The organism is Mesorhizobium sp. M8A.F.Ca.ET.021.01.1.1, assembly GCF_003998025.1.
Lineage (GTDB): Bacteria > Pseudomonadota > Alphaproteobacteria > Rhizobiales > Rhizobiaceae > Mesorhizobium.
The window spans coordinates 1-21,197 of record NZ_RZSJ01000031.1 but is presented as its reverse complement, the minus strand read 5'-3'; the positions used below and the strand labels follow the sequence as shown (position 1 = coordinate 21,197).

The window sequence follows — 21,197 nt, the reverse complement described above, 5'->3', positions numbered from 1 at the left end:
GGGAGAAGGTGGCCCGAAGGGCCGGATGAGGGGCAGCACAAGCTTTGCTTACGCTGGCACTGCCCCTCATCTGCCTGCCGGCATCTTCTCCCCGTTGAACGGGGAGAAGGAAGCTAACCGCCAACGTTGGAACCCAGATGACCCAGTGGTCCGGCTATTTCGGCCTGATATTGCAGGGAGCGCTTGTCACCATCGAGCTGACGCTGATGGGGTCGGTGCTTGCCCTGATCATGGCCTTTCTCGCTGGCATGGGGCGCCTATCGCGCTTCTTCGTGCTGCGGGCCCTGGCAACGGCCTATATCGAATTCTTCCGTGGCACCTCGATCTTCGTGCAGCTGTTCTTCGCCTATTTCGTGTTGCCCTTGGTGGGTTTCGAACTGACCCCGCTGCAGGCCGGCGTCTTGGCGCTGGGCTTGAATGTCGGCGCCTATGCCGCGGAGGTGGTGCGCGGCGCCGTGCAATCGATCGGCCGCGAACAGCATGAGGCCTGCATCGCGCTCAATCTGGGCCGCTGGCAAGGCATGCGCCATGTCATCCTGCCGCAAGCGTTTCTGGTGATGCTGCCGACCTTCGGCAACAATGCGATCGAGCTGCTCAAGGCGACATCGGTCGTCTCGCTGATCTCGCTCGCCGACCTGACCTTCCAGGCGCAGGTGGTGCGCGCCCAGACCGGCAACACCATGGTGCCGTTCACCACGATTCTCGTCATCTATTTCATCCTGGCGCTGCTCATCTCGTGGGGTGTGCGCTCGCTGGAACGCCGCATGGCGCGCGGCCTCGACGGAGTGCGCGTCTGATGGCCAGCGCATTCCTGATGAATTGGGTCCGCTGATGGATTGGGATTGGGATTTTGTCCGGCAGATCCTGCCGACGTTGATCCAGGGGGTGAAGATCACCATCCTGGCGACGCTGCTCGGTTCGGTCCTGGCTGCGATCGTCGGGTTGGGCATCGCGCTGGCGCGCCGCTCGCCCAACAAGGCGGTGTCGCGCAGCGTCGGTTGGGTGGCCGAATTCATCCGCGGCACACCGCTCCTGGTGCAGCTCTATTTCATCTTCTACGTGCTGCCCGACATCGGCATCCTGCTGCCGCCGCTGGTCGCCGGCGTGATCGGGCTCGGGCTGCACTACGGCACCTACACGGCGGAGGTCTACCGCGCCGGCATCGACAATGTGCCGCGTGGCCAGTGGGAGGCCGCTAAGGCGTGCAATCTTAGCGCCCGGCAGACCTGGTCCCACATCATCATCCCACAGGCCATTCCGCCGATGATCCCGGCATTGGCCAACTACTTCATCGCCATGTTCAAGGAGACGCCGCTGCTCTCGGCGATCACCGTGCTGGAACTGATGAACCAGGCAAAAAGCGTCGCCAACACCTATTATCGCTACCTCGAGCCGATCACGCTGGTCGGCGCCTTCTTCCTCGCCATCAGCCTGATTTCGGTCGTGCTGCTGCGCTGGCTGGAACGCCGCTACGGCAAGATCGAAAGATAAAAGATGAAACCCTTGCCCCAGATCAAGCTCGTGCCCAACCGGCCAGCGCTCGATGAGCGTCCGTTGGAGCGGCGCGTCGGCCTCATCATCCTTGCCACCGACCACACGACCGAGCCGGATTTTCGCCGCATGGTGGCGAGCGAACGGATCGGCGTCTATGTCGCGCGCATCCCCTATGCCAATCCGACGACGCCTGAGAACTTGCGCAAGATGCAGCCGGCGCTGACGGCGGGCGCGGCCTTGATCCTGCCTGACGAGCCGCTCGACGCTATCTGCTATTCCTGCACGTCGGCCTCGGTGGTGATTGGCGATGCCGAGATCGAGACGGCGATCCAGGCCGCCAAGCCAGGCGTGCCCGTCGTCACACCAACAATGGCCGGTGTGCGCGGACTGAACGCGTTCGGCGTGCGCCGGATCAGCATCCTCACGCCCTACACAATCGAAACCGCCAGGCCGATGGCGACCTATTTCGCCGAACGCGGCTTCGAAATCCTAGGCTTTACCTGTCTCGGCTTCGAGGACGACCGCGAGATGGCGCGCATTGCCCCAGCGGCCCTTGTCGATCTGGCGCGCCAGGCAATGCATCCGCAGGCCGATGCGCTGTTCGTGTCCTGCACGGCGCTGCGCGGTGCGCTCGCGGTCACCGGCATGGAACAGGCGATCGGCCGGCCGGTGGTGACCAGCAACCAGGCAACCGCATGGAACTGTTTGCGCCTTTGCAGCGATGAGACGGCCCATCCCGAATTCGGCAGTCTGATGACGCTGCCCTTGCCGCGCGGCTGATGACCATGGCGACAGTGACCCTTGGCGATATCCGTGGCGCGCGCGAGCGAATTGCCGGCAAGGTCGAGCGCACATCGATCGTGCTTTCGGCGAGTCTTTCCGAACGGCTGGGCGTGCCGGTTCATCTCAAGCTCGAGCATCGTCAGACCACCGGCAGTTTCAAATTGCGCGGTGCTTCCAACGCCGTTGCATCGCTTGATGCCGAGGAGAAGGCGCGGGGCGTCGTCGCGGCATCGACCGGCAATCATGGCCGTGCGCTCGCCCACGCGGCGAAGCTCGAGGGCATGCGTGCGGTGATCTGCATGTCTCGGTTGGTACCCAAGAACAAGCTGGACGAAATCCGCCGCCTCGGCGCGGAAGTCCGTATTGTCGGCAACAGCCAGGACGATGCCCAGAAGGAGGTCGAGCGGCTGGCGGCGGAGGAAGGGCTTGTCATGCTGCCACCCTTCGACCATCCCGCGATCATCGCCGGGCAAGGCACGCTCGGGCTGGAGATGATCGAGCAGGTCCCGGATGCCGCTCTGGTGCTGGTGCAACTCTCCGGAGGTGGGTTAGCATCGGGTATAGCGGCCGCAATCAAAGGCGTTAGCCCCGGCACAAAAATAATCGGCGTGTCGATGGCGCGCGGCGCGGCAATGAAGGCGAGCCTCGATGCCGGCCACCCCGTGCTGGTCGAGGAGCTGCCGACGCTGGCGGATTCGCTCGGCGGCGGCATCGGCCTCGACAACCGGCTGACCTTCGCCATGTGCCGCGACCTGCTCGACGATGTCGTCCTGCTCAGTGAGGACGAAATCGCCGCCGGCATTCGCCATGCCTATGAACTGGAACGCGAGATCGTCGAAGGAGCAGGTGCGGTAGGCATCGCAGCACTGCTCGCCGGCAAGGCCAAGGCGGAGGGGCCGGTGGTGGCTCTGCTTTCCGGCCGCAACATCGACATGGAACTGCACAGGAAGATCGTCTGCGGGGAAATGCCATCGATTTCGGAGCGCGCCGCATGAGCAGGATGACCATCCTCACCGAAGCTGAACTGCGCACGATCGTGACGCTCGATCTCGACGCCGTCGCCTGTGTCGAGAATGCCTTCCGCGCGCTGGCAACATTGCCGGTGGCCATGCCGCCGATCCTGCGCCTCGACATCGCCGAGCATCGCGGCGAGGTCGACGTGAAGACCGCCTATGTGCCCGGTATCGACGGCTTCGCCGTCAAGATCAGTTCCGGCTTCTTCGACAATCCAAAGCTCGGTCTGCCAAGCGGTGGCGGCATGATGGTGCTGCTTTCGGCAAAGACCGGTGTGGTCGAAGCCTTGCTGCTCGACAATGGCTATCTCACCGACGTCCGCACCGCCGCCGCCGGCGCCGTCGCGGCCAAACACCTGTCGCGAGAGGACTCGTCCGTCGCCGCGATCTTCGGCGCCGGCGTCCAGGCCGGGCTACAGCTCCAAGCCCTGATGCTGGTGCGGCCGATCACGCGGGCCCGCATCTGGGCACGCGATGCCGCCAAGGCGGAGACGGCCGCGGCCGCCTTGCGCGAAAGGCTCGGCATCGACGTGGGCGCTGTATCAGACGCAGCCAACGCTGTCGCCGGCGCCGACATCATCGTCACCACCACGCCGTCGACCGAGCCGCTGATCAAGGCCGGGTTTGTCTCGGCCGGCCAGCACATCACCGCCATGGGGTCCGACGCCGAGCACAAGAACGAGATCGCGCCGGCGATCCTGCGCATGGCCGATCTCTACGTCGCCGACAGCGCGAAGCAGACGCGGCGGCTGGGCGAACTGCACCATGCCATCGCCGCCGGCGTGATGGCAGCCGATGCCGAGGTCACCGAACTTGGCCGGATCATCGCCGGCGAAAAACACGGTAGGCGCTCGGCCAGCGACATCACCATCGCTGACCTGACCGGCACCGGCGTGCAGGACACTGCGATCGCCACGCTCGCCCGCGACCGCGCGCTGGCGGCCAATGCCGGAACCATTTTCGAAAGCTGATCCTGGCCGCGGGAGCATGATCCGGAAAAGTGGCAACCGGCTTTCCGACCAGATCGTGCTCCGACAAAAGAATACCTGGAGACAGATTCAACGAAGTTGAAGCGGGCTCCAGGCCCAACAAACGAGGACCAACAAAATGCAGCCGAACCTGAAATTCTCGCGAAGCGAATACGCGGATCGCCTCGCCAAGACGCGCAAGGCGATGGAAGCCAAAGGCGTCGATCTCCTTGTTATCAGCGATCCATCCAACATGGCCTGGCTGACTGGATATGACGGCTGGTCCTTCTATGTGCATCAGGCGGTCATCGTGCCGCCGTCGGGCGAGCCGGTCTGGTACGGCCGTGGCCAGGACGCCAACGGCGCCAAGCGCACTGCTTATCTCGCGCATGACAACATCGTCGGCTATGCCGACCACTATGTGCAGTCGACAGAACGCCACCCGATGGACTTCCTGTCCAGCGTGCTGAGCGATCGCGGCTGGGGCAAGCTTGTCGTCGGTGTCGAGATGGACAATTACTGGTTCTCCGCCGCCGCCTTCGCCTCCTTGCAGAAGCATCTGCCCAACGCCCGCTTCGTCGATGCCACCGCACTGGTCAACTGGCAGCGCGCCGTGAAGAGCCCGACTGAGATCGACTATATGCGCAAGGCCGCCCGCATCGTCGAGGCGATGCACCAGCGCATCTTCGACAAGATCGAGGTCGGCATGCGCAAATGCGATCTCGTCGCCGAGATCTACGATGCCGGCACGCGCGGCGTCGACGGCATCGGCGGCGATTACCCCGCGATCGTGCCGCTGCTCCCGTCAGGCGCCGACGCCTCGGCGCCGCACCTGACATGGGACGACAAACCGATGAAGCGGGGCGAGGGGACGTTCTTCGAGATCGCCGGCTGCTACAACAGGTACCATTGCCCGCTGTCGCGCACCGTCTTCCTCGGCAAGCCGACGCAGGAATTCCTCGATGCCGAGAAGGCGACGCTGGAAGGCATGGAAGCCGGCCTTGCCGCCGCCAGGCCCGGCAACACATGCGAGGACATCGCCAACGCCTTCTTTGCCGTCCTGAAGAAATACGGCATCGTCAAGGACAACCGCACCGGCTATCCGATCGGAATTTCCTATCCGCCGGACTGGGGCGAACGCACCATGAGCCTGCGTCCCGGCGACCGCACCGAGCTCAAGCCCGGCATGACCTTCCATTTCATGACCGGCCTTTGGCTGGAGACAATGGGACTGGAGATTACCGAGTCCATCCTGATCACCGAAACCGGTGTGGAGTGCTTGGCCAATGTGCCGCGCAAGCTGGTGGTGAAGGATTGAGCCCGATGTCCAGTCATCGCCCGTCGCCGATCGCGCCGACCGTCGATTTCGAGCGCGACGGCGTCCAGCATGGTTTCCTCCGCTTGCCCTATAGCCGCGACGACTCGGCCTGGGGCTCGGTGATGATCCCGATCTGCGTCATCCGCAACGGCAAGGGGCCGGCGGCGCTGCTGACCGGCGGCAACCATGGGGACGAGTATGAGGGGCCGCTGGCGCTCTACGAACTCGCCCGAACGCTCGATCCCAGCCAGGTCAGCGGCACGGTGATCATCGTGCCGGCGATGAACTATCCGGCTTTCCGGGCCGGCACGCGCACCTCGCCGATCGACAAGGGCAACATGAACCGCAGCTTTCCCGGCCGGCCGGACGGCACGGTGACGCAGAAGATCGCAGATTATTTCCAACGCGAGTTGCTTCCCCGCGCCGACCTCGTCTTCGACTTTCATTCCGGTGGCAGGACGCTGGATTTCGTGCCGTTCTGCGCCGCGCACACGCTGCCGGACAAGGCGCAGGAGCAGAAAGCCTTTGCCGCGGTCGAGGCTTTCTCGGCACCGTTCTCGATGCGCATGACCGAGATCGATGCGATCGGCATGTATGACACGGCGGCCGAAGAGATGGGCAAGGTCTTCGTCACCACCGAACTCGGCGGCGGCGGCACATCGCGAGCTGAGACGGTGCGGATCGCCCGGCGCGGCATCCTCAACGTGCTGCGTCATACCGGTATCGTCGCCGGGGCGGTCGAGACGCGCAAAACCCAGTGGCTGGATATGCCCTCGGGAGATTGCTTTTGCTTCGCCGAGGACGACGGCATGATCGAAACCATGATCGATCTTGGTGAGCCCGTCGAAGAAGGCGCGGTACTGGCCCGCATTCATTCCACCGGCCGCACTGGCGTTGCTCCACGGGAAATCCTGGCGAAAATGTCGGGCATGCTGGCGGCACGGCATTTCCCTGGGCTGGTCAAGGCCGGCGACTGCGCAGCGGTGGTCGCCATGAAGGTCGATTGACTGACGTGATTTCTCCGCCCGGACCAAGCTGGGGCGGACCAGCCATCGACAGCTTCTCGTGTCGCTCTTCGGCCAGAAACCAAACCGCTCTCGTACACGGGATACTTATATCGCCGGAGGTTTTCCACTAGGCTAGCGATCGCGTGGCATGGGAGCATCGATTGCGCGGATTTATGGAGGGCCTGATCGAGAGGCCGCAGACGGTGGCGGAACAGGTCGCCAATGTCCTGCGCGAGGCTATAGCCAGCGGATCGCTGAAGGCAGGCACTACGCTGCGCCAGGATGAACTGGCCGACCAGTTCGGCTTCAGCCGCATGCCTATACGGGACGCGCTCCGACAATTGGAGGCGGAAGGCATTGTTTCCATTCATCCCACGAAGGGCGCGCATGTCGCCTGGATGGACGGTGCCGAGATCGCCGAAATCTATGCGGTGCGCGAATTGCTCGAATGCGAGGCGCTCCGGCTGTCCGTGCCGGTCCTGCCCGGCACCAAGCTTGAAGAAGCCGAGCAGGTGCTCGATCAGATCGACGCCGAGCGCAATGCTGGCCGCTGGGGCGCCCTGAACAGGGCCTTTCACCTCTCGCTCTACGATGCCTGCGGCAACCGTCGTTTGCTTGACCTGATCGAGGCGCATCACAACGCGGCCGACCGTTATGTCCGCATCCTGCTGTCGAACCTCGACTACCGCGCCCGCTCGCAGAGCGAGCATCGCGACCTGCTGGCCGCTTGCCGGCGGCGTGACGAGAAGAAGGCCGTGAGCGTTCTGAGGCAGCATCTTCGCGAAGGCAGCGACACACTCGTCAATGCGATAGATGGCGGCGGACGGTGGCGAAAATCCTAAGCCCGAGGGGCAGGGCCGTCCGCGATCGATGCCATGGCGCGCGGTTGCCAGTGGGGCGGTTCGCTGCCACATATTGCAACATCAACGCTCGACATAAGGATCGCCATGTCTCCCGTCAGCCACCTGCCGGCACGTGCCCTTGCCCCGCGCCGCCATGATGAGATCCTGCGGCGGCTGGGCGCCCAGGGCTCCGTCAGCGTCGCCGAACTGGCTGGGTTCTTCGATGTCTCGCGCGAAACCATCCGCCGCGATTTGAAGTTGCTTTCGGACCAGGGCAGGCTCGGCATCGTGCATGGCGGGGCCGCCCGTTTCGAGCCGAGCGAGCCGGCGATGAGCTTGCGCAGCCAGGAAAATGCCGGCGGTAAGGCGGCGGTCGGCAGGGCTGCCGCCAGGCTGGTCAGGGATGGCATGGTGGTCTTTCTCGATTCCGGCACCACCACTTTGGCCGTCGCGCATGCCATATCGGAACTGCGCGACCTCACCATCTGCACGGCCAGCCTGAAGATAGCGCTGCATCTATGCCATGTCCCCGGCATGCGCGTGCATATGCTGGGCGGCGAAGTCGACCCCGGCGAGGAGGCGGCTGTCGGCATCGACACGCTCGATGCGATGGCCCGCTTTCGTGTCGACATCGCCTTTCTTGGCGGCGGCGCGCTGTCGCCGGACGGGGAGGTGACCGACTTCACCCGCGCCGGAGCCGAACAGCGCGGCCGCATGATCGCCCTTGCCGGCAAGGCCTATTTCGTGCTCGACGCCAGCAAGTTCGGCAAGCTGACGCCGCTCAGGATTCCCAACTTCGAACGTGCCGCCGGGGTGATCGTCGACGCCAATCCCGAACTGGCGCTTGCCGAAGCGCTTTCGCAAAAGGGTCCAGAACTCATCGTCGCAGCTTGATGTGATATTTTGTGACTTTATGGGTTGATATTTGGTTTTCTCGTGCTAATGTCCCGGCCATCCTTCAAATGGCGGAACGCTCATGGCTCATGAATTTCCCACCCAGGCTCGAATCGTCATTGTCGGCGGCGGCATCATTGGGTGCTCGGTCGCCTACCATCTGACAAAACTCGGCTGGACCGATGTTGTCGTGCTCGAACAGGGGCAACTCAGCGGCGGCACCACTTGGCACGCGGCTGGTCTTGTCGGCCAGTTGCGCAGCCATTCCAACATGACCAGCCTGATCCGCTATTCCACGCAGCTCTACAGCGAACTGGAGGCCGAGACCGGTCTTGCCACCGGCTGGAAGAATTGCGGCTCGCTGTCAGTTGCGCGCACGGCCGACCGCATGACGGTGCTGAAGCGCACGGCTGCGTCGGCGCGCGCCCAAGGGGTAGAGATCGACGTCATCTCGCCCAGGGAGGCTGGCGATCTGTGGCCTGTCATGGCGACAAACGATCTCGTCGGCGCTGTCTGGCTGCCCGGAGACGGTAAGGCCAATCCCACCGATCTCACGCAATCGCTTGCCAAGGGCGCGCGCAATGGCGGCGCCAAAATCTTCGAGCGGGTCAAGGTCACTGGTATCAGCGTCAGCAACGGCGTCGCTTGCGGCGTCGAGACCGGCCATGGCGACATCGCCGCCGAGATCGTCGTCAATTGCGCCGGCCAATGGGCGCGCAAGGTCGGGCTGATGTGCGGCGTGTCGGTGCCGCTGCATTCGGCCGAGCACATGTACATCGTCACCGGCCGGATAGAAGGCGTGCATCCGGATCTGCCCGTCATGCGCGATCCCGATGGCTTCATCTACTTCAAGGAAGAGGTCGGCGGCCTGGTCATGGGCGGCTTCGAGCCGCATGCCAAGCCGTGGGGCATGAACGGCATTCCCGAAAATTTCGAGTTCGCGCTGCTGCCGGATGATTGGGACCAGTTCGAAATCCTGATGGAAAACGCGCTGGTGCGCGTGCCGCAGCTGGCGCAGGCCGAGGTCAAGAAATTCTACAATGGTCCCGAGAGCTTCACGCCGGACAATAATTTCCTCCTCGGCGAGGCGCCGGAGTTGAAGAATTTCTATGTCGGCGCTGGCTTCAATTCGATGGGCATTGCCAGTGCCGGTGGCGCCGGCAGGGCGCTGGCCGAATGGATCGTCAACGGCGCGCCGACCATGGATCTGTGGCCGGTCGACATCAGGCGCTTCGCCTCGTTCAACAACAATCCGCGCTGGCTGCATGACCGGGTCAAGGAGACGCTCGGCCTGCATTACGCCATGCCATGGCCGAACCGCGAACTGGACACCGCGCGGCCATTCCGCCGTTCGCCGCTTTACGACCGGCTCGCCGCCAAGGGCGCGTGCTTCGGCTCCAAGATGGGTTGGGAGCGCGCCAACTGGTTTGCGGGTCCAGGAGAGACAGCCGGGAACGACTATGCCTTCGACCGCCAGAACTGGCACGCGGCGGTGCAACGCGAGATGAAGGCGACGCGCGAAGCCGTCGCCATCTTCGACCAGACCTCCTTCGCCAAGCTCCTTGTCCAGGGGCGCGACGCCCGTGCCGTGCTGAACCGGATCTGCGCCGGCGACATCGACGTGCCGGTCGGCACTTCGGTCTACACCGGCGTGCTCAATGCGCGTGGCGGCTACGAAAGCGATCTCACCGTGATGCGGCTTGGCGCGGAAAAATTCCTCATCGTCACCGGCTCCGCCCAGGCCGTCCACGATGCAGACTGGATCGTCAAGAATATCCCGGCGGACGCGCATGCGATACTGACCGACGTCACCTCATCCTATGCGGTGCTGGCGTTGATGGGACCGCGTTCGCGCGACCTCCTGGGCAAACTGTCATCGGCGGATCTTTCCAATTCCGGCTTCCCCTTCGCCACTATCCGAGAAATCGATATCGGCTATGCCACAGCCTACGCCAACCGCATGACCTATGTCGGTGAGCTCGGCTGGGAACTGATCGTGCCGACCGAATTCGCGGTCGGCGTCTACGAGGCGCTGCATCAAGCCGGTCGTGAATTCGGCCTTGCCGACGCCGGCTACTACGCGCTCGATGCCTTGCGCATCGAAAAGGGTTTTCGCGCCTGGGGTCGCGAGTTGACGCCTGATATCAACCCGTGGCAGGCCGGCCTTGGCTTTGCCGTCGCGATGGACAAGCCGGGCGGCTTCATCGGCCGTGATGCGCTCGCCGCCGCGAAATCCTCGGCGGCGCCGACCAGGCGCATCGTGCTGTTCACTACAGACGATGCCGAGCCGATGCTGTGGGGCGGCGAGCTGATCCTGCGCGACGGCAAGCCGGTCGGCGAGGTGCGCTCGGCTGCCTACGGCCACACACTCGGCCGTTCGGTGGCGCTCGGGCTGATCGAGCACGAAGCGGGCGTCGATGCTTCATTCCTGGCCAACGGCCGTTTCGAGATCGATCTTGCCGGCGTGCGCCATGCGGTTACCGCGCATTTGCGCAGCCCCTATGATCCGAAGTCGGAGCGGGTGAAGGCCGATGCAGTGGAGATCAAGGTCGCGGCTTAAAGCATGATCCCGAAAAGTGGGAACCGGTTTTCGGAAGAGATCATGCTCAATTAGTCCGCCGACATCGAGCGCGCCATGTCGAGAAAGGCGCGCACCAGTTTGCCGCCGCTGCGCTCGCGCAGGCAGATCAGCGCCTCGTCCATCAAGGTCTCGGGCGCATCGATGGTGATCGGGACGAGCCTCGAATCTTGGCCGAATTCGGCCGCCGAGACAAAGCCGATGCCGGCGCCCGAGGCGACGATCTCGCGCACGGCTTCGCGGCCCTCGGCTTCGATCACCGGCCTGAGCTCGACCTTCGACGTCGCCGCCAGGTCTTCGAGCTTCTGGCGCGTCTTGGAACCGCGCTCGCGCATGACCAGCGATTCCAGCGCGAGCTGCTTGAGCGTCAGCGACTTCTTCCCTGCCAGCGGATGGTCGATGGAGGTGAAGGCGATGATCGGCGTCGAATTCAGTTTCAGCACCTCGAAGTCGCGCCCGGCGGGCACCTCGCCCAGCACGCCGATATCGGCATCGTAGCTGTAGAGGCTGCTGATCACCGTCTCGGTGTTGCCGGCGCGCACCGAGACCTGCACGCCGGGATAGCGGGCCCGGAAGCTGCCGAGGATGTGAAGCAGGTGGTGCGCTGCATCGGCGACGATGCGCAGCGTGCCGGAACGCAAAGCGCGCGACTCGGTCAGGAGCTCGAGCGCCTGTTGCTCGGTATCGAACATGCGGTGGGTTATTTCGAGCAGCTTCTGGCCCGAATGGGTCAGAGTAACCTGCTTCTTGTTCCGATTGAACAGCAGCACGTCATACTCTTCCTCGAGCTTGCGCACCTGGTCCGATATCGCCGGCTGGGTCAGGAACAGTGCTTCGGCGGCCCGCGAAAAGCCGCCGGAGATCGCCACTTGGTGAAAGGCTCGCAGCTGAACATAGCGCATCCTGTGTGCCTTTCGGGTCTCGAAGCCACCTGTACCTTATCATAAGCCTGGCTCGCCAAAAGGACGGAATAAACGATTCCGCTAATGTCTGGGGATGAGCCCTCCCATGTTCACAGCCGTGTCATGAGCGGCATGCAGCCTGTCCAATACAGTTGTGTTCATCGTTCTAATCGATACATCGATACAAAATAACGATTTTACAAATATGTCGTCCGGACCAACAATGGCGCCACATCAAAAAAGCAGCGACCTGTCGGAGGACATCATGCTCGCCGAGACGAAATTTGCCGCGGAGCCGCTGGCCAGGCCGGCCCTGGGCGAGCCCTATCTTTTGACCCCCGGGCCACTCACCACGGCCTATTCGGTCAAGCAGGCGATGCTGCGCGACTGGGGATCGTGGGACGGCGACTTCCGCGCCATGACATCAGACATGCGCCGCCGCCTGCTGGCGCTGACCGGCGACGCGAAAGGCGAGTTCGACTGCGTGCCGATGCAAGGCAGCGGCTCCTTCTGCGTCGAGGCGATGCTGGGCTCGTTCGTGCCCAGGGATGGCAAGGTTCTGGTGCTGGCCAATGGGGCCTACGGCCTGCGCGCCGCGCAGACCATGCAGTATCTCGGCCGCGCCTATACGCTGATCGACAAGGGCGACTACCTGCCGCCGCGCGGCGACGAGGTGGCGGCCGCGCTCGAGGCTGATCCTGCGATCACGCATGTCATCGCCATTCATTGCGAGACCAGCTCCGGCATTTTGAACCCTGTCGCCGAGATCGCCGAAGCAGTCCATGCCAAGGGTCGCAAACTGCTGGTCGATTCCATGAGTGCCTTCGGCGCAGTCGCGCTCGACGTCAACGAGATCCGTTACGAGGCGATGGTGTCGTCGGCCAACAAATGCATCGAGGGCGTGCCCGGCTTCGGCTTCATCATCGCCCGCAAGAGCGAACTCGAAGCAGCCAAGGGGCGCAGCCATTCCCTGTCGCTCGACGTTCACGCGCAATGGGCGCACATGAACAAGACCGGCCAGTGGCGCTACACGCCGCCGACGCATGTCGTCGCCGCCTTCCTGGAGGCGCTGCGCCAGCACGAGGCCGAAGGTGGCGTCGCCGGCCGTGGCGCCCGCTATGTCAAGAACCGCGACGTCATGGTGGCGGGCATGCGCGAACTCGGCTTCGAGACGCTGCTTAGGGACCGCTGGCTGTCGCCGATCATCGTCACCTTCTTCAACCCGGCCCACGCCAACTTCGCCTTCGATCGTTTCTACGAACTGATGAAGGACAAGGGCTTCATCATCTATCCCGGCAAGCTGACGGTCGTGGATTCCTTCCGCGTCGGCTGCATCGGCCAGATGGACGAACATGTCATGCGCCGCGTCGTCGAGGCGGCGGCGCAATCGCTTGATGAAATGGGCGTCGACACCGCCGCTCCACCCGCGGCGGCAATCGCCGAGCGCGCCAAACTCGCCGCCTGAAGCGGCCGTTTTCGAGGATTTTTGATGAACCAGATGTCTCCCATCAACGTCGCGGTCAATGGCCGCACCTACGCCTGGCCGCGCGTGCCGGCCATCGCCATCTGCCTTGACGGCTGCGAGCCGGCCTATCTTGACGAGGCGATCAGGGCCGGGCTGATGCCGGCCTTGGTCAGGATCAAGCAGAAGGGCACGGTGCGCTTTGCGCACTCGGTCATTCCGAGCTTCACCAACCCCAACAATTTGTCGATCGCCACCGGTCGCCCGCCCTCGGTGCACGGCATTTGCGGCAACTATCTCTACGAGCGCGAGACCGGCAAGGAAGTGATGATGAACGACCCGCGCTTCCTGCGCGCGCCGACCATTTTCCAGGCCTTCTACGATGCCGGCGCCAAGGTCGCGGTGGTGACCGCCAAGGACAAGCTGCGTGCGCTGCTCGGCAAGGGCCTCGCCTTCGACGAAGGCCGCGCGCTGTGCTTCTCGGCTGAAAAGCCGGACACCACGACAGTGGCCGAGCACGGCATCGACAATGCCTCGAAGCATTTCGGCCTGCCTGTGCCGGAAGTCTATTCGGCCGAACTGTCGGAATTCGTCTTCGCCGCCGGCGTTCAGCTGCTCAGGGAATTCCGCCCCGACATCATGTACCTGACGACGACCGATTATGTGCAGCACAAATATGCGCCCGGCGTGCCGCAGGCCAATGCCTTCTACGAAATGTTCGACAAGTACCTGACCGAGCTCGATGCGCTGGGCGCGGCGATCGTCGTCACCGCCGACCATGGCATGAAGCCCAAGCACAAGGCGGACGGTTCGCCCGACGTCGTCTACGTCCAGGACCTGCTCGACGAATGGCTGGGCAAGGACGCCGCCCGCGTCATCCTGCCGATCACCGACCCCTATGTGGTGCATCACGGCGCTCTCGGCTCTTTCGCCACCGCCTATTTGCCTGATGGCGCTGATCAGGCCGGCATCATGGCGCGGCTGGCCAAGATCGACGGCATCATGCTGGTCGTCGACAGCCCTGATGCCTGCGAGCGCTTCGAACTGCCGGCCGACCGCATCGGCGACATCGTGCTGATCTCGACGGAGAACAAGACGATCGGCACCAGCGAGCACAGGCACGATCTGGCGGCCCTCAACGAACCGCTGCGCTCGCATGGTGGCCTGACTGAGCAGAAAGTACCGTTCATCGTCAATCGCGTGCTGCCGGACCTGCCGAACGAGCCGACACTGCGCAATTTCGACGCCTTCTACTATGCGACGATGGCGGCGGCGCTGGCAGGCTGAGCGCTGATGTCGACCCCCACTCCGTCGAGCTTTGCTTGGCACCTCTCCCCCGATCGACGGGGGAGAAGAAAAGCGCCAGGGCTAGCCGCAGCTTAGCCTGGAAACGTGGGGGCGTCGACTTCGCCTGGTTTCCTCTCCCCCGTCGATTGGGGGAGAGGTGGCCCGAAGGGCCGGAGTGGGGGGCGATCCTCTGCCGTGACATGCCTAAGAATCTGCTGGAGCAGAAACCATGACCCAACTTGACCCTGCCATCAAAGTCCGCCACGAGCCGATGCGTATCGCCGGCAAGAAGGTCGATGCCGACGGCATCGTCGAGGTGCGCTACCCCTGGAACGACACTGTTATCGGCACCGTCCCCGCTGGTCGGGCCGAGCATGCGCGACAGGCTTTCGAGATCGCCGCCGGCTACCGGTCGAAACTGACGCGCTACGAGCGCCAGCAGATCCTGTTTCGCACGGCGGAAGCTCTGGCGTCGCGCCGGGAAGAAATTTCCGATCTCATCACGCTCGAGCTCGGCATCTCCAAGACGGATTCGCTCTACGAAGTCGGCCGCGCCTATGACGTGTTCACGCTGTCGGCGCAGATGTGCATCCAGGATGACGGCCAGATCTTTTCCTGCGATCTCACCCCGCACGGCAAGGCGCGCAAGATCTTCACCACGCGTGAGCCGCTGAAGGCGATCTCGGCGATCACGCCATTCAACCATCCGCTCAATATGGTCTCGCACAAGGTGGCGCCGGCGATCGCCACCAACAATTGCGTGGTCGTCAAGCCGACCGAACTGACGCCGATGACGGCGCTGCTTTTGGCCGACATCCTTTATGAAGCTGGCCTGCCGCCGGAAATGCTGTCGGTTGTGACCGGCTGGCCGGCCGACATCGGCAACGAGATGATCACCAACGAGAATATCGATCTGATCACCTTCACCGGCGGCGTGCCGGTCGGCAAGATGATCGCCCACACCGCCGGCTACAAACGCCAGGTGCTGGAACTCGGCGGCAACGATCCGCTGATCATCCTCAACGATCTGTCGGATGAAGATCTGGCAAAGGCGGCGGACCTGGCGGTCGCCGGCGCGACGAAGAATTCCGGTCAGCGCTGCACGGCGGTCAAGCGCATCCTGGTCCAGCAAAGCATCGCCGACCGCTTCGTGCCGCTGGTGCTGGAGCGGGCGAGAAAGATTCGCTTCGGCGACCCGATGGACCGCTCTACCGATCTCGGTACCGTCGTCCACGAGAAGGCGGCGGCGCTGTTCGAAACCCGCGTTCACATGGCCGCCGAGCAAGGCGCTGATATCCTCTACAATCCTGGCCGCCAGGGCGCTCTGTTGCCGCCAATCGTCGTCGACCGCGTGCCGCATAAATCCGAACTCGTGATGGAAGAAACCTTCGGGCCGATCATCCCGATCGTGCGCGCGCCGGACAATGACGATGCGCTGATCGCGCTCTCCAACTCGACCGCCTTCGGCCTGTCGTCGGGCGTCTGCACCAACTCGTTTCCCCGCATGCAGAAATACATCACCGGCCTTCAGGTCGGGACGGTCAACATCTGGGAAGTGCCGGGCTACCGCATCGAGATGTCGCCCTTCGGCGGCATCAAGGATTCGGGCAATGGCTACAAGGAAGGCGTCATCGAAGCGATGAAGAGCTACACCAATGTGAAGACCTTTTCGCTGCCCTGGTCCTGACCAGGCGCGACCGACGGACAGAAAACAGAGGGAGCGGCCAACGCTCCCTCATTCGCGTTTCGGAGATGATGATGGCCGCGATATCCGAGCTTGTGCATACAGAGGGCGATTCCAACACCACGGCGGCGCGCGGCCGCTGGGATGCCGGCCAGGACGATCCCCGCATTCGCGGCCTGCTTGATCGCGATGCCGCCGCCTTCATGCACCAGAGCCTGTCCAGCCCCTGCCTTTCGACGATCGCCAAGGCTGAAGGCATCTGGATCGAGGATACCGCCGGCCGCCGTTTCATGGATTTCCACGGCAACAGCGTTCACCATCTCGGCTACGGCCATCCGAGACTGGTGGCGGCGATCAAGAAGCAGCTCGACGAACTCTGCTTCGCGCCGCGCCGCTTTACCTGCGAGCCCGCCGTCGAACTGGCGGAGAGACTGGCGGCCCTCGCGCCTGGCGACCTCGGCAAGGTGCTGTTCACCACCGGCGGCTCGGATGCCATCGAGGTCGCGCTGAAGATCGCGCGCGCCGCGACCGGCCGTTTCAAGACGGTGTCGTTCTGGGACGCCTTCCACGGCGCCGGCTTTGGCGCGGCAAGCGTCGGCGGCGAGGCGACCTTTCGCTCGCACATATCAGGTCCGATGATGACCGGCACCGAGCATGTCGCGCCCTGGGACGGCTATCGCTGCCCCTATGGCCACGATTCCCTAGAGGCTTCTGGGCTCGCTTGCGCCAACATGATCGCCTATGTGCTCGGCCGCGAGCAGGATGTGGCGGCGGTCGTTGCCGAGCCGATGCGCGCGACGCCCAATCCGCCGCCGCCCGGTTTCTGGAAGCGGGTGCGCGAAGCCTGCGACCGGCATGGCACGCTGCTGATCTTCGACGAAATCCCAACCGGCCTCGGCAAGACCGGAAAATTCTTCGCCCACGAACATGACGGCGTTACGCCCGACATCGTCGTCCTCGGCAAGTCGCTGGGCGGCGGCATCCTGCCGATCGCCGCCGTCATCGCGCGCCGCGACCTCGACGTCACCGGCGGCTTCGCCATCGGTCACTACACCCATGAGAAGAACCCGGTGACGACGCGCGCCGCGCTGACGACCATCGACATCATCCTGGAGGACGGGCTGGTCGAGCGTTCGGCCGAACTTGGCCGGCATATGCTTGGACGGATGCAGGACCTGATGGCGCGTTCGCCCCATGTCGGCGATGTCAGGGGCAGGGGACTGATGGTCGGGGTCGAACTGGCCGAGGATCGCGCCTCGCGCCAGCCGGCACGCGACCTCGCCGAACGCGTCTTCTACGCCTGCCTGGAACAGGGACTGAGCTTCAAGGTCAGCCAAGGCAACGTGCTGACACTCTCGCCGCCATTGGTCATTTCAAAGACCGATCTCGACCGGGCGCTCGACATCGTCGAGGCCGCGGTGCTGGCGGCCTGACATGAAGGCCGTCCGCACAGATCGCGAACTCGAATGTCCTGAAATCGATGCCGGCTTGCGGGCGAGGGGCGTCGACCTGGTGACGTTGCCGGACGGCATTCCCGAAGCCGATCTCATAAAAGCAGTGGCCGACGCCGATCTTCTGCTCATGTGCTACACGCCGATCACCGCGCGGGTGATAGACGCGGCGCCAAGGCTGAAGGGCATCGTGAAATATGGCGTCGGTATCGATGCAATCGACATCGCCGCCGCGATGCGACGTGGTATTCCCGTGGTCAACGTGCCCGAATATGCCGAGGAAACCGTTGCCGAAGGCGCCTTCGCGCTGATGATCGCGCTCGCCAAGCGGCTGCCTGCGATCACGCAGGCAATGTCGCGCGATGGCTGGATCTGGCCCGAGCAACGCTGGCTGGGGCGTGATATTTCCGGCGCCACGCTTGGGCTCGTCGGCTGCGGCAAGATCGGCCGCAGCATGGCGCGCATGGCAGGCCAGGGATTCCGCGCACGCGTCCTTGGCTTTGATCCCGCTGTCGATGCAGCGACAATGCGCGCCGCCGGTATCGAGAAGGCCGACGACCTCCATGCCATGCTGGGCGCCTGCGATTTCATTTCCAACCATTGCGTTCTGAACGACCAGACACGCGGCCTGATCGGCAAGCATGAGCTCGCCTGCCTCAAACCCTCGGCCATCATCGTCAATGTCTCGCGCGGTGCGTTGATCGATGAGGCGGCCCTCGTCGAGGCGATCGTCGCCGGTCGCATCGGTGGTGCCGGGCTCGACGTCTATTCGGCGGAGCCGCTGTCGAAGTCAGGCCATCCGATGAGTGTGCTGTTCGGTCGCGACAATCTGATCCTTTTTCCGCATCTCACCTTCTTCACGCATGAGGCGATGCGCCGGCTCGAGGTCGACACGCTCGCGCGGTGTTTCGAGATCCTCGAAGGCAGGCCGGTGACCGTCCGTTCGCATGATCCGCGATTGCGGGCGCAGACGGCAGGTATTGTGTTCGGCTGATAAGCGAGATTTTTCAAGCTGATAGCTGCCTTCGGCGCAGCCACATTCATGGCCAAGACGTGGATGCGACAGTTCCATGACAAATATCAGAGGAATTTTGGCTCTCATAAAATAAATAGATTTTACTTATCGATCGCCGATCCCCAGAGTTGTCACAACGAAGACATCCAACCGGCTCAACGTCCGTCAGAGACCCAAGGCCGGTTGGTCCTAGTGCATCGCAGAATGTGCCTTCAATCAAAGGGGAACTGGTCATGAAATCAAGAAACGCAACCATGGTCGCGGCCTTCGCCGCATTGCTTGCATCGGCGGCCCTCGTCGGGCCGGCGCTCGCCGACGGCGTCGTTACCGTCTACTCCGCCGATGGCCTGCATGATGGCAATGGCAGCTGGTACGAGACCGAATTCGCCGCCTTCACCAAGGCCACCGGCATTACCGTTCAGTATATCGAGGCAGGTTCGGGCGGCGTCGTCGAGCGCGTCGCTAAGGAAAAATCTAACCCGCAGGCCGACGTGCTTGTGACCTTGCCGCCCTTCATCCAGCGCGCCGCCGCCGACGGCCTGTTGCAGGACTACAAGCCGGAGGCCGCATCCCAGATCGACGGTGGCACCGACAAGTATCGGCCGCTGGTCAACAATTACATGAACTTCATCCACAACAGCGCCGTGCTGTCGGAAGCGCCGAAGAGCTACAACGATCTGCTCGATCCGAAGTTCAAGGGCAAGATCCAGTATTCGACCCCCGGCCAGGCCGGTGACGGCACCGCCGTCATGCTGCAGATCATTCATGCCTTCGGCGGCGAGGACGCCGGCTTCGAGTTCATGAAGAAGCTGCAGGACAACAATGTCGGCCCGTCCGCCTCGACCGGCAAGCTGACCGCGCTGGTCAACAAGGGCGAGCTGCACGTCGCCAATGGCGACCTGCAGATGAACATGTCGCAGATGGCCGACAATCCCAACATCAAGGTGTTCTGGCCCGCCGGCCCCGATGGCACCCGCTCCACCTTCGCGCTGCCTTACGAAATCGGTCTGGTCACCGGTGCACCCAATGCCGACAATGGCAAGAAGCTGATCGATTTCCTGCTGTCCAAGGAAGCCCAGTCGACTGTAAGCTCGATTGCCATCGGCTTGCCTGCCCGCAAGGACGTGACGCCCTCCGACGCCAACTTCGCCAAGCTGCAGGAGGCCATGAAGGGCCTGACCATCTGGTCGCCGAACTGGGACGAGGCGCTGAGCAAGCTGCCCGACTACGTCAAGAAATGGAACGAAGCGACCGGAAGTTGATCCGCCAAGGAAACAGTCCGGAGAACAACGCCATGTCGGCAGCCGCCTTCACGGGTTCCGAAGTCACGGATATCGACGCCGCGAAAGTTCGCGGCGCCGGTTCCAACGTCCACTTCGACAAGGTCGTTGTCGCCTACGGCGCACACGTGGTCCTGCATCCGCTGACCCTCGACATCGCGCCGGGCGAAATCCTGGCGATGATCGGCCCGTCCGGGTCCGGCAAGACGACCGCCTTGCGGGCCGTGGCCGGCTTCGTGCGGCCGAGAAGCGGACGCATCCGTATCGGCGCCACCGACGTGACCGATCTGCCGCCCTACGAACGCGGGCTCGGCATGGTGGTGCAGAACTACGCTCTGTTTCCGCATATGCGGGTCGAGGACAACGTCGCCTTTGGCCTGCGGGCACAAGGCGCCGACAAGGCGCTTATCGGCGAACGGGTGAAGGATGCGCTCGCCACCGTCGGCATGGCGACGTTTGCCCGGCGTTATCCACGCGAACTTTCGGGCGGCCAGCAGCAGCGCGTCGCGATTGCCCGCGCCCTTGCGGTGCGGCCACGTGTGCTCCTGCTCGACGAGCCGCTCTCGGCGCTCGACGCGCAGATCCGCCGCAACATGGTTGAGGAAATCGCCCGGCTGCACCGCAGCCTGCCCGGCCTCACCATCCTCTACGTCACGCATGACCAGACCGAGGCACTGACGCTTGCCGACAAGATCGCCATCATGCGCGACGGCAGGGTCTGTTCGCATGGGCCGACGACCGAACTCTATCGCCGCCCGCCAAACCGTTTTACCGCCGAGTTCCTCGGCCGCGCCAACCTTCTGCCGGTGACGGTTGCCGAAGCTGCCGGCCCGAAAGGCTTTGCCACGGCAAGGCATGGTCATGCCGTGCTCACCAGTGCCGGTCGCGACGAGAAGGCCGGCGACAAGAGCCTGCTTTGCATCAGGCCGCAGCATCTGAGCCTCACGGCAGACAGCGAGCACACCAACCGCATTGTCGGCACGCTCAGGGAAGTGCACTGGCAGGGCGAACTCACCCATCTGGTTCTCGATGTCGATGGCACGCCGGTGCGCGTCTCGGCAACAAAGCTGCCTATGGCCCTGCCGGAACCCGGCACAAAGGTACCGCTGTTCTTTGCGCCAGCCGATACGTCGCTTCTTCCGGAAGACGCCGGTGTCTGAAGCGCTCGCCATTGGTGCGCCGACGGCCAGGAAGCGAGAGCCGGGCCGGCTGTGGATCG

The 21,197-nt window shown here is 63.7% G+C and carries 18 protein-coding genes; 17 read left to right on the top strand and 1 reads right to left on the bottom strand.

Annotated features, from left to right (window positions below; translation table 11 throughout):
* Positions 1–137: 137 nt before the first annotated feature.
* The 10 genes from ehuC (at position 138) to EOA36_RS05145 (ending at position 10,879) form a co-directional block, all read left to right on the top strand.
* Positions 138–797 carry an ectoine/hydroxyectoine ABC transporter permease subunit EhuC gene (ehuC, locus tag EOA36_RS05190; protein ID WP_127275884.1) on the top strand — a complete coding sequence of 220 codons (660 nt, stop codon included), beginning with the start codon at positions 138–140 and terminating at the stop codon, positions 795–797.
* A gap of 34 nt (positions 798–831) precedes the next feature.
* A complete protein-coding gene (gene ehuD / locus EOA36_RS05185) occupies positions 832–1,491 on the top strand; it encodes an ectoine/hydroxyectoine ABC transporter permease subunit EhuD (protein WP_127275883.1) in 660 nt (219 codons plus the stop codon).
* A gap of 3 nt (positions 1,492–1,494) precedes the next feature.
* Complete coding sequence (eutA, locus tag EOA36_RS05180; protein WP_127275882.1) at positions 1,495–2,274, top strand: ectoine utilization protein EutA; 780 nt, start codon at positions 1,495–1,497, stop codon at positions 2,272–2,274.
* 5 nt (positions 2,275–2,279) lie between these two features.
* A complete protein-coding gene (gene eutB / locus EOA36_RS05175) occupies positions 2,280–3,272 on the top strand; it encodes a hydroxyectoine utilization dehydratase EutB (RefSeq protein ID WP_189343678.1) in 993 nt (330 codons plus the stop codon).
* Positions 3,269–4,261, top strand: coding sequence for an ectoine utilization protein EutC (gene eutC / locus EOA36_RS05170; RefSeq protein WP_127275880.1), 993 nt, complete (start codon positions 3,269–3,271; stop codon positions 4,259–4,261). Before eutB ends, eutC begins: the two co-directional genes overlap by 4 nt.
* A 136-nt stretch (positions 4,262–4,397) precedes the next feature.
* The gene (doeA, locus tag EOA36_RS05165; RefSeq protein WP_127275879.1) at positions 4,398–5,576 is read left to right on the top strand and encodes an ectoine hydrolase DoeA; all 1,179 of its coding nucleotides are present in this window, start codon (positions 4,398–4,400) and stop codon (positions 5,574–5,576) included.
* Between the two features lie 5 nt (positions 5,577–5,581).
* Positions 5,582–6,583, top strand: a complete 1,002-nt coding sequence (gene doeB / locus EOA36_RS05160; RefSeq protein WP_127275878.1) for a N(2)-acetyl-L-2,4-diaminobutanoate deacetylase DoeB — start codon at positions 5,582–5,584, stop codon at positions 6,581–6,583.
* Between the two features lie 173 nt (positions 6,584–6,756).
* A complete protein-coding gene (locus EOA36_RS05155) occupies positions 6,757–7,425 on the top strand; it encodes a GntR family transcriptional regulator (protein ID WP_189343694.1) in 669 nt (222 codons plus the stop codon).
* Between the two features lie 105 nt (positions 7,426–7,530).
* Complete coding sequence (locus EOA36_RS05150) at positions 7,531–8,319, top strand: DeoR/GlpR family DNA-binding transcription regulator (RefSeq protein ID WP_127275877.1); 789 nt, start codon at positions 7,531–7,533, stop codon at positions 8,317–8,319.
* Positions 8,320–8,401: 82 nt separating this feature from the next.
* The gene (locus EOA36_RS05145; RefSeq protein WP_127275876.1) at positions 8,402–10,879 is read left to right on the top strand and encodes an FAD-dependent oxidoreductase; all 2,478 of its coding nucleotides are present in this window, start codon (positions 8,402–8,404) and stop codon (positions 10,877–10,879) included.
* 50 nt (positions 10,880–10,929) lie between these two features.
* Here the strand turns inward: EOA36_RS05145 and EOA36_RS05140 are convergent, their stop codons facing one another.
* Positions 10,930–11,799: a LysR substrate-binding domain-containing protein gene (locus tag EOA36_RS05140; protein WP_127275875.1), complete on the bottom strand. Its 870-nt coding sequence runs from the start codon at positions 11,797–11,799 to the stop codon at positions 10,930–10,932.
* Positions 11,800–12,064: 265 nt separating this feature from the next.
* On the opposite strand from EOA36_RS05140, the gene EOA36_RS05135 reads away from it, so the two are divergent.
* From EOA36_RS05135 to EOA36_RS05105, 7 genes are all read left to right on the top strand, one after another.
* Positions 12,065–13,264, top strand: coding sequence for a 2-aminoethylphosphonate--pyruvate transaminase (locus tag EOA36_RS05135; RefSeq protein ID WP_127275874.1), 1,200 nt, complete (start codon positions 12,065–12,067; stop codon positions 13,262–13,264).
* 24 nt (positions 13,265–13,288) lie between these two features.
* Positions 13,289–14,548, top strand: coding sequence for a phosphonoacetate hydrolase (phnA, locus tag EOA36_RS05130; protein WP_127275873.1), 1,260 nt, complete (start codon positions 13,289–13,291; stop codon positions 14,546–14,548).
* A gap of 229 nt (positions 14,549–14,777) precedes the next feature.
* Positions 14,778–16,235: a phosphonoacetaldehyde dehydrogenase gene (phnY, locus tag EOA36_RS05125; protein WP_127275872.1), complete on the top strand. Its 1,458-nt coding sequence runs from the start codon at positions 14,778–14,780 to the stop codon at positions 16,233–16,235.
* A 71-nt stretch (positions 16,236–16,306) separates the two neighbouring features.
* Positions 16,307–17,665, top strand: coding sequence for an aspartate aminotransferase family protein (locus EOA36_RS05120; protein ID WP_127275871.1), 1,359 nt, complete (start codon positions 16,307–16,309; stop codon positions 17,663–17,665).
* 1 nt (position 17,666) lies between these two features.
* Entirely contained in the window at positions 17,667–18,677 is a 1,011-nt protein-coding gene (locus tag EOA36_RS05115; RefSeq protein WP_127275870.1) for an NAD(P)-dependent oxidoreductase, read from the top strand.
* 254 nt (positions 18,678–18,931) lie between these two features.
* Positions 18,932–19,960 carry a 2-aminoethylphosphonate ABC transporter substrate-binding protein gene (locus EOA36_RS05110; RefSeq protein ID WP_127275869.1) on the top strand — a complete coding sequence of 343 codons (1,029 nt, stop codon included), beginning with the start codon at positions 18,932–18,934 and terminating at the stop codon, positions 19,958–19,960.
* A 32-nt stretch (positions 19,961–19,992) separates the two neighbouring features.
* Positions 19,993–21,138, top strand: coding sequence for an ATP-binding cassette domain-containing protein (locus EOA36_RS05105; RefSeq protein ID WP_127275868.1), 1,146 nt, complete (start codon positions 19,993–19,995; stop codon positions 21,136–21,138).
* Positions 21,139–21,197 lie beyond the last annotated feature (59 nt).

Bases quoted from the DNA above. Each gene is read 5' to 3' on its own strand.
- EOA36_RS05135 (WP_127275874.1), top strand. From the start codon at position 12,065: ATGCTCGCCGAGACGAAATTTGCCGCGGAGCCGCTGGCCAGGCCGGCC.
- doeB (WP_127275878.1), top strand. From the start codon at position 5,582: ATGTCCAGTCATCGCCCGTCGCCGATCGCGCCGACCGTCGATTTCGAG.
- EOA36_RS05110 (WP_127275869.1), top strand. From the start codon at position 18,932: ATGAAATCAAGAAACGCAACCATGGTCGCGGCCTTCGCCGCATTGCTT.
- EOA36_RS05155 (WP_189343694.1), top strand. From the start codon at position 6,757: ATGGAGGGCCTGATCGAGAGGCCGCAGACGGTGGCGGAACAGGTCGCC.
- EOA36_RS05140 (WP_127275875.1), bottom strand. From the start codon at position 11,799: ATGCGCTATGTTCAGCTGCGAGCCTTTCACCAAGTGGCGATCTCCGGC.
- EOA36_RS05120 (WP_127275871.1), top strand. From the start codon at position 16,307: ATGGCCGCGATATCCGAGCTTGTGCATACAGAGGGCGATTCCAACACC.
- EOA36_RS05145 (WP_127275876.1), top strand. From the start codon at position 8,402: ATGGCTCATGAATTTCCCACCCAGGCTCGAATCGTCATTGTCGGCGGC.
- ehuD (WP_127275883.1), top strand. From the start codon at position 832: ATGGATTGGGATTGGGATTTTGTCCGGCAGATCCTGCCGACGTTGATC.
- EOA36_RS05115 (WP_127275870.1), top strand. From the start codon at position 17,667: ATGAAGGCCGTCCGCACAGATCGCGAACTCGAATGTCCTGAAATCGAT.
- EOA36_RS05105 (WP_127275868.1), top strand. From the start codon at position 19,993: ATGTCGGCAGCCGCCTTCACGGGTTCCGAAGTCACGGATATCGACGCC.
- eutB (WP_189343678.1), top strand. From the start codon at position 2,280: ATGGCGACAGTGACCCTTGGCGATATCCGTGGCGCGCGCGAGCGAATT.
- eutC (WP_127275880.1), top strand. From the start codon at position 3,269: ATGAGCAGGATGACCATCCTCACCGAAGCTGAACTGCGCACGATCGTG.
- phnA (WP_127275873.1), top strand. From the start codon at position 13,289: ATGAACCAGATGTCTCCCATCAACGTCGCGGTCAATGGCCGCACCTAC.
- eutA (WP_127275882.1), top strand. From the start codon at position 1,495: ATGAAACCCTTGCCCCAGATCAAGCTCGTGCCCAACCGGCCAGCGCTC.
- phnY (WP_127275872.1), top strand. From the start codon at position 14,778: ATGACCCAACTTGACCCTGCCATCAAAGTCCGCCACGAGCCGATGCGT.
- EOA36_RS05150 (WP_127275877.1), top strand. From the start codon at position 7,531: ATGTCTCCCGTCAGCCACCTGCCGGCACGTGCCCTTGCCCCGCGCCGC.
- ehuC (WP_127275884.1), top strand. From the start codon at position 138: ATGACCCAGTGGTCCGGCTATTTCGGCCTGATATTGCAGGGAGCGCTT.
- doeA (WP_127275879.1), top strand. From the start codon at position 4,398: ATGCAGCCGAACCTGAAATTCTCGCGAAGCGAATACGCGGATCGCCTC.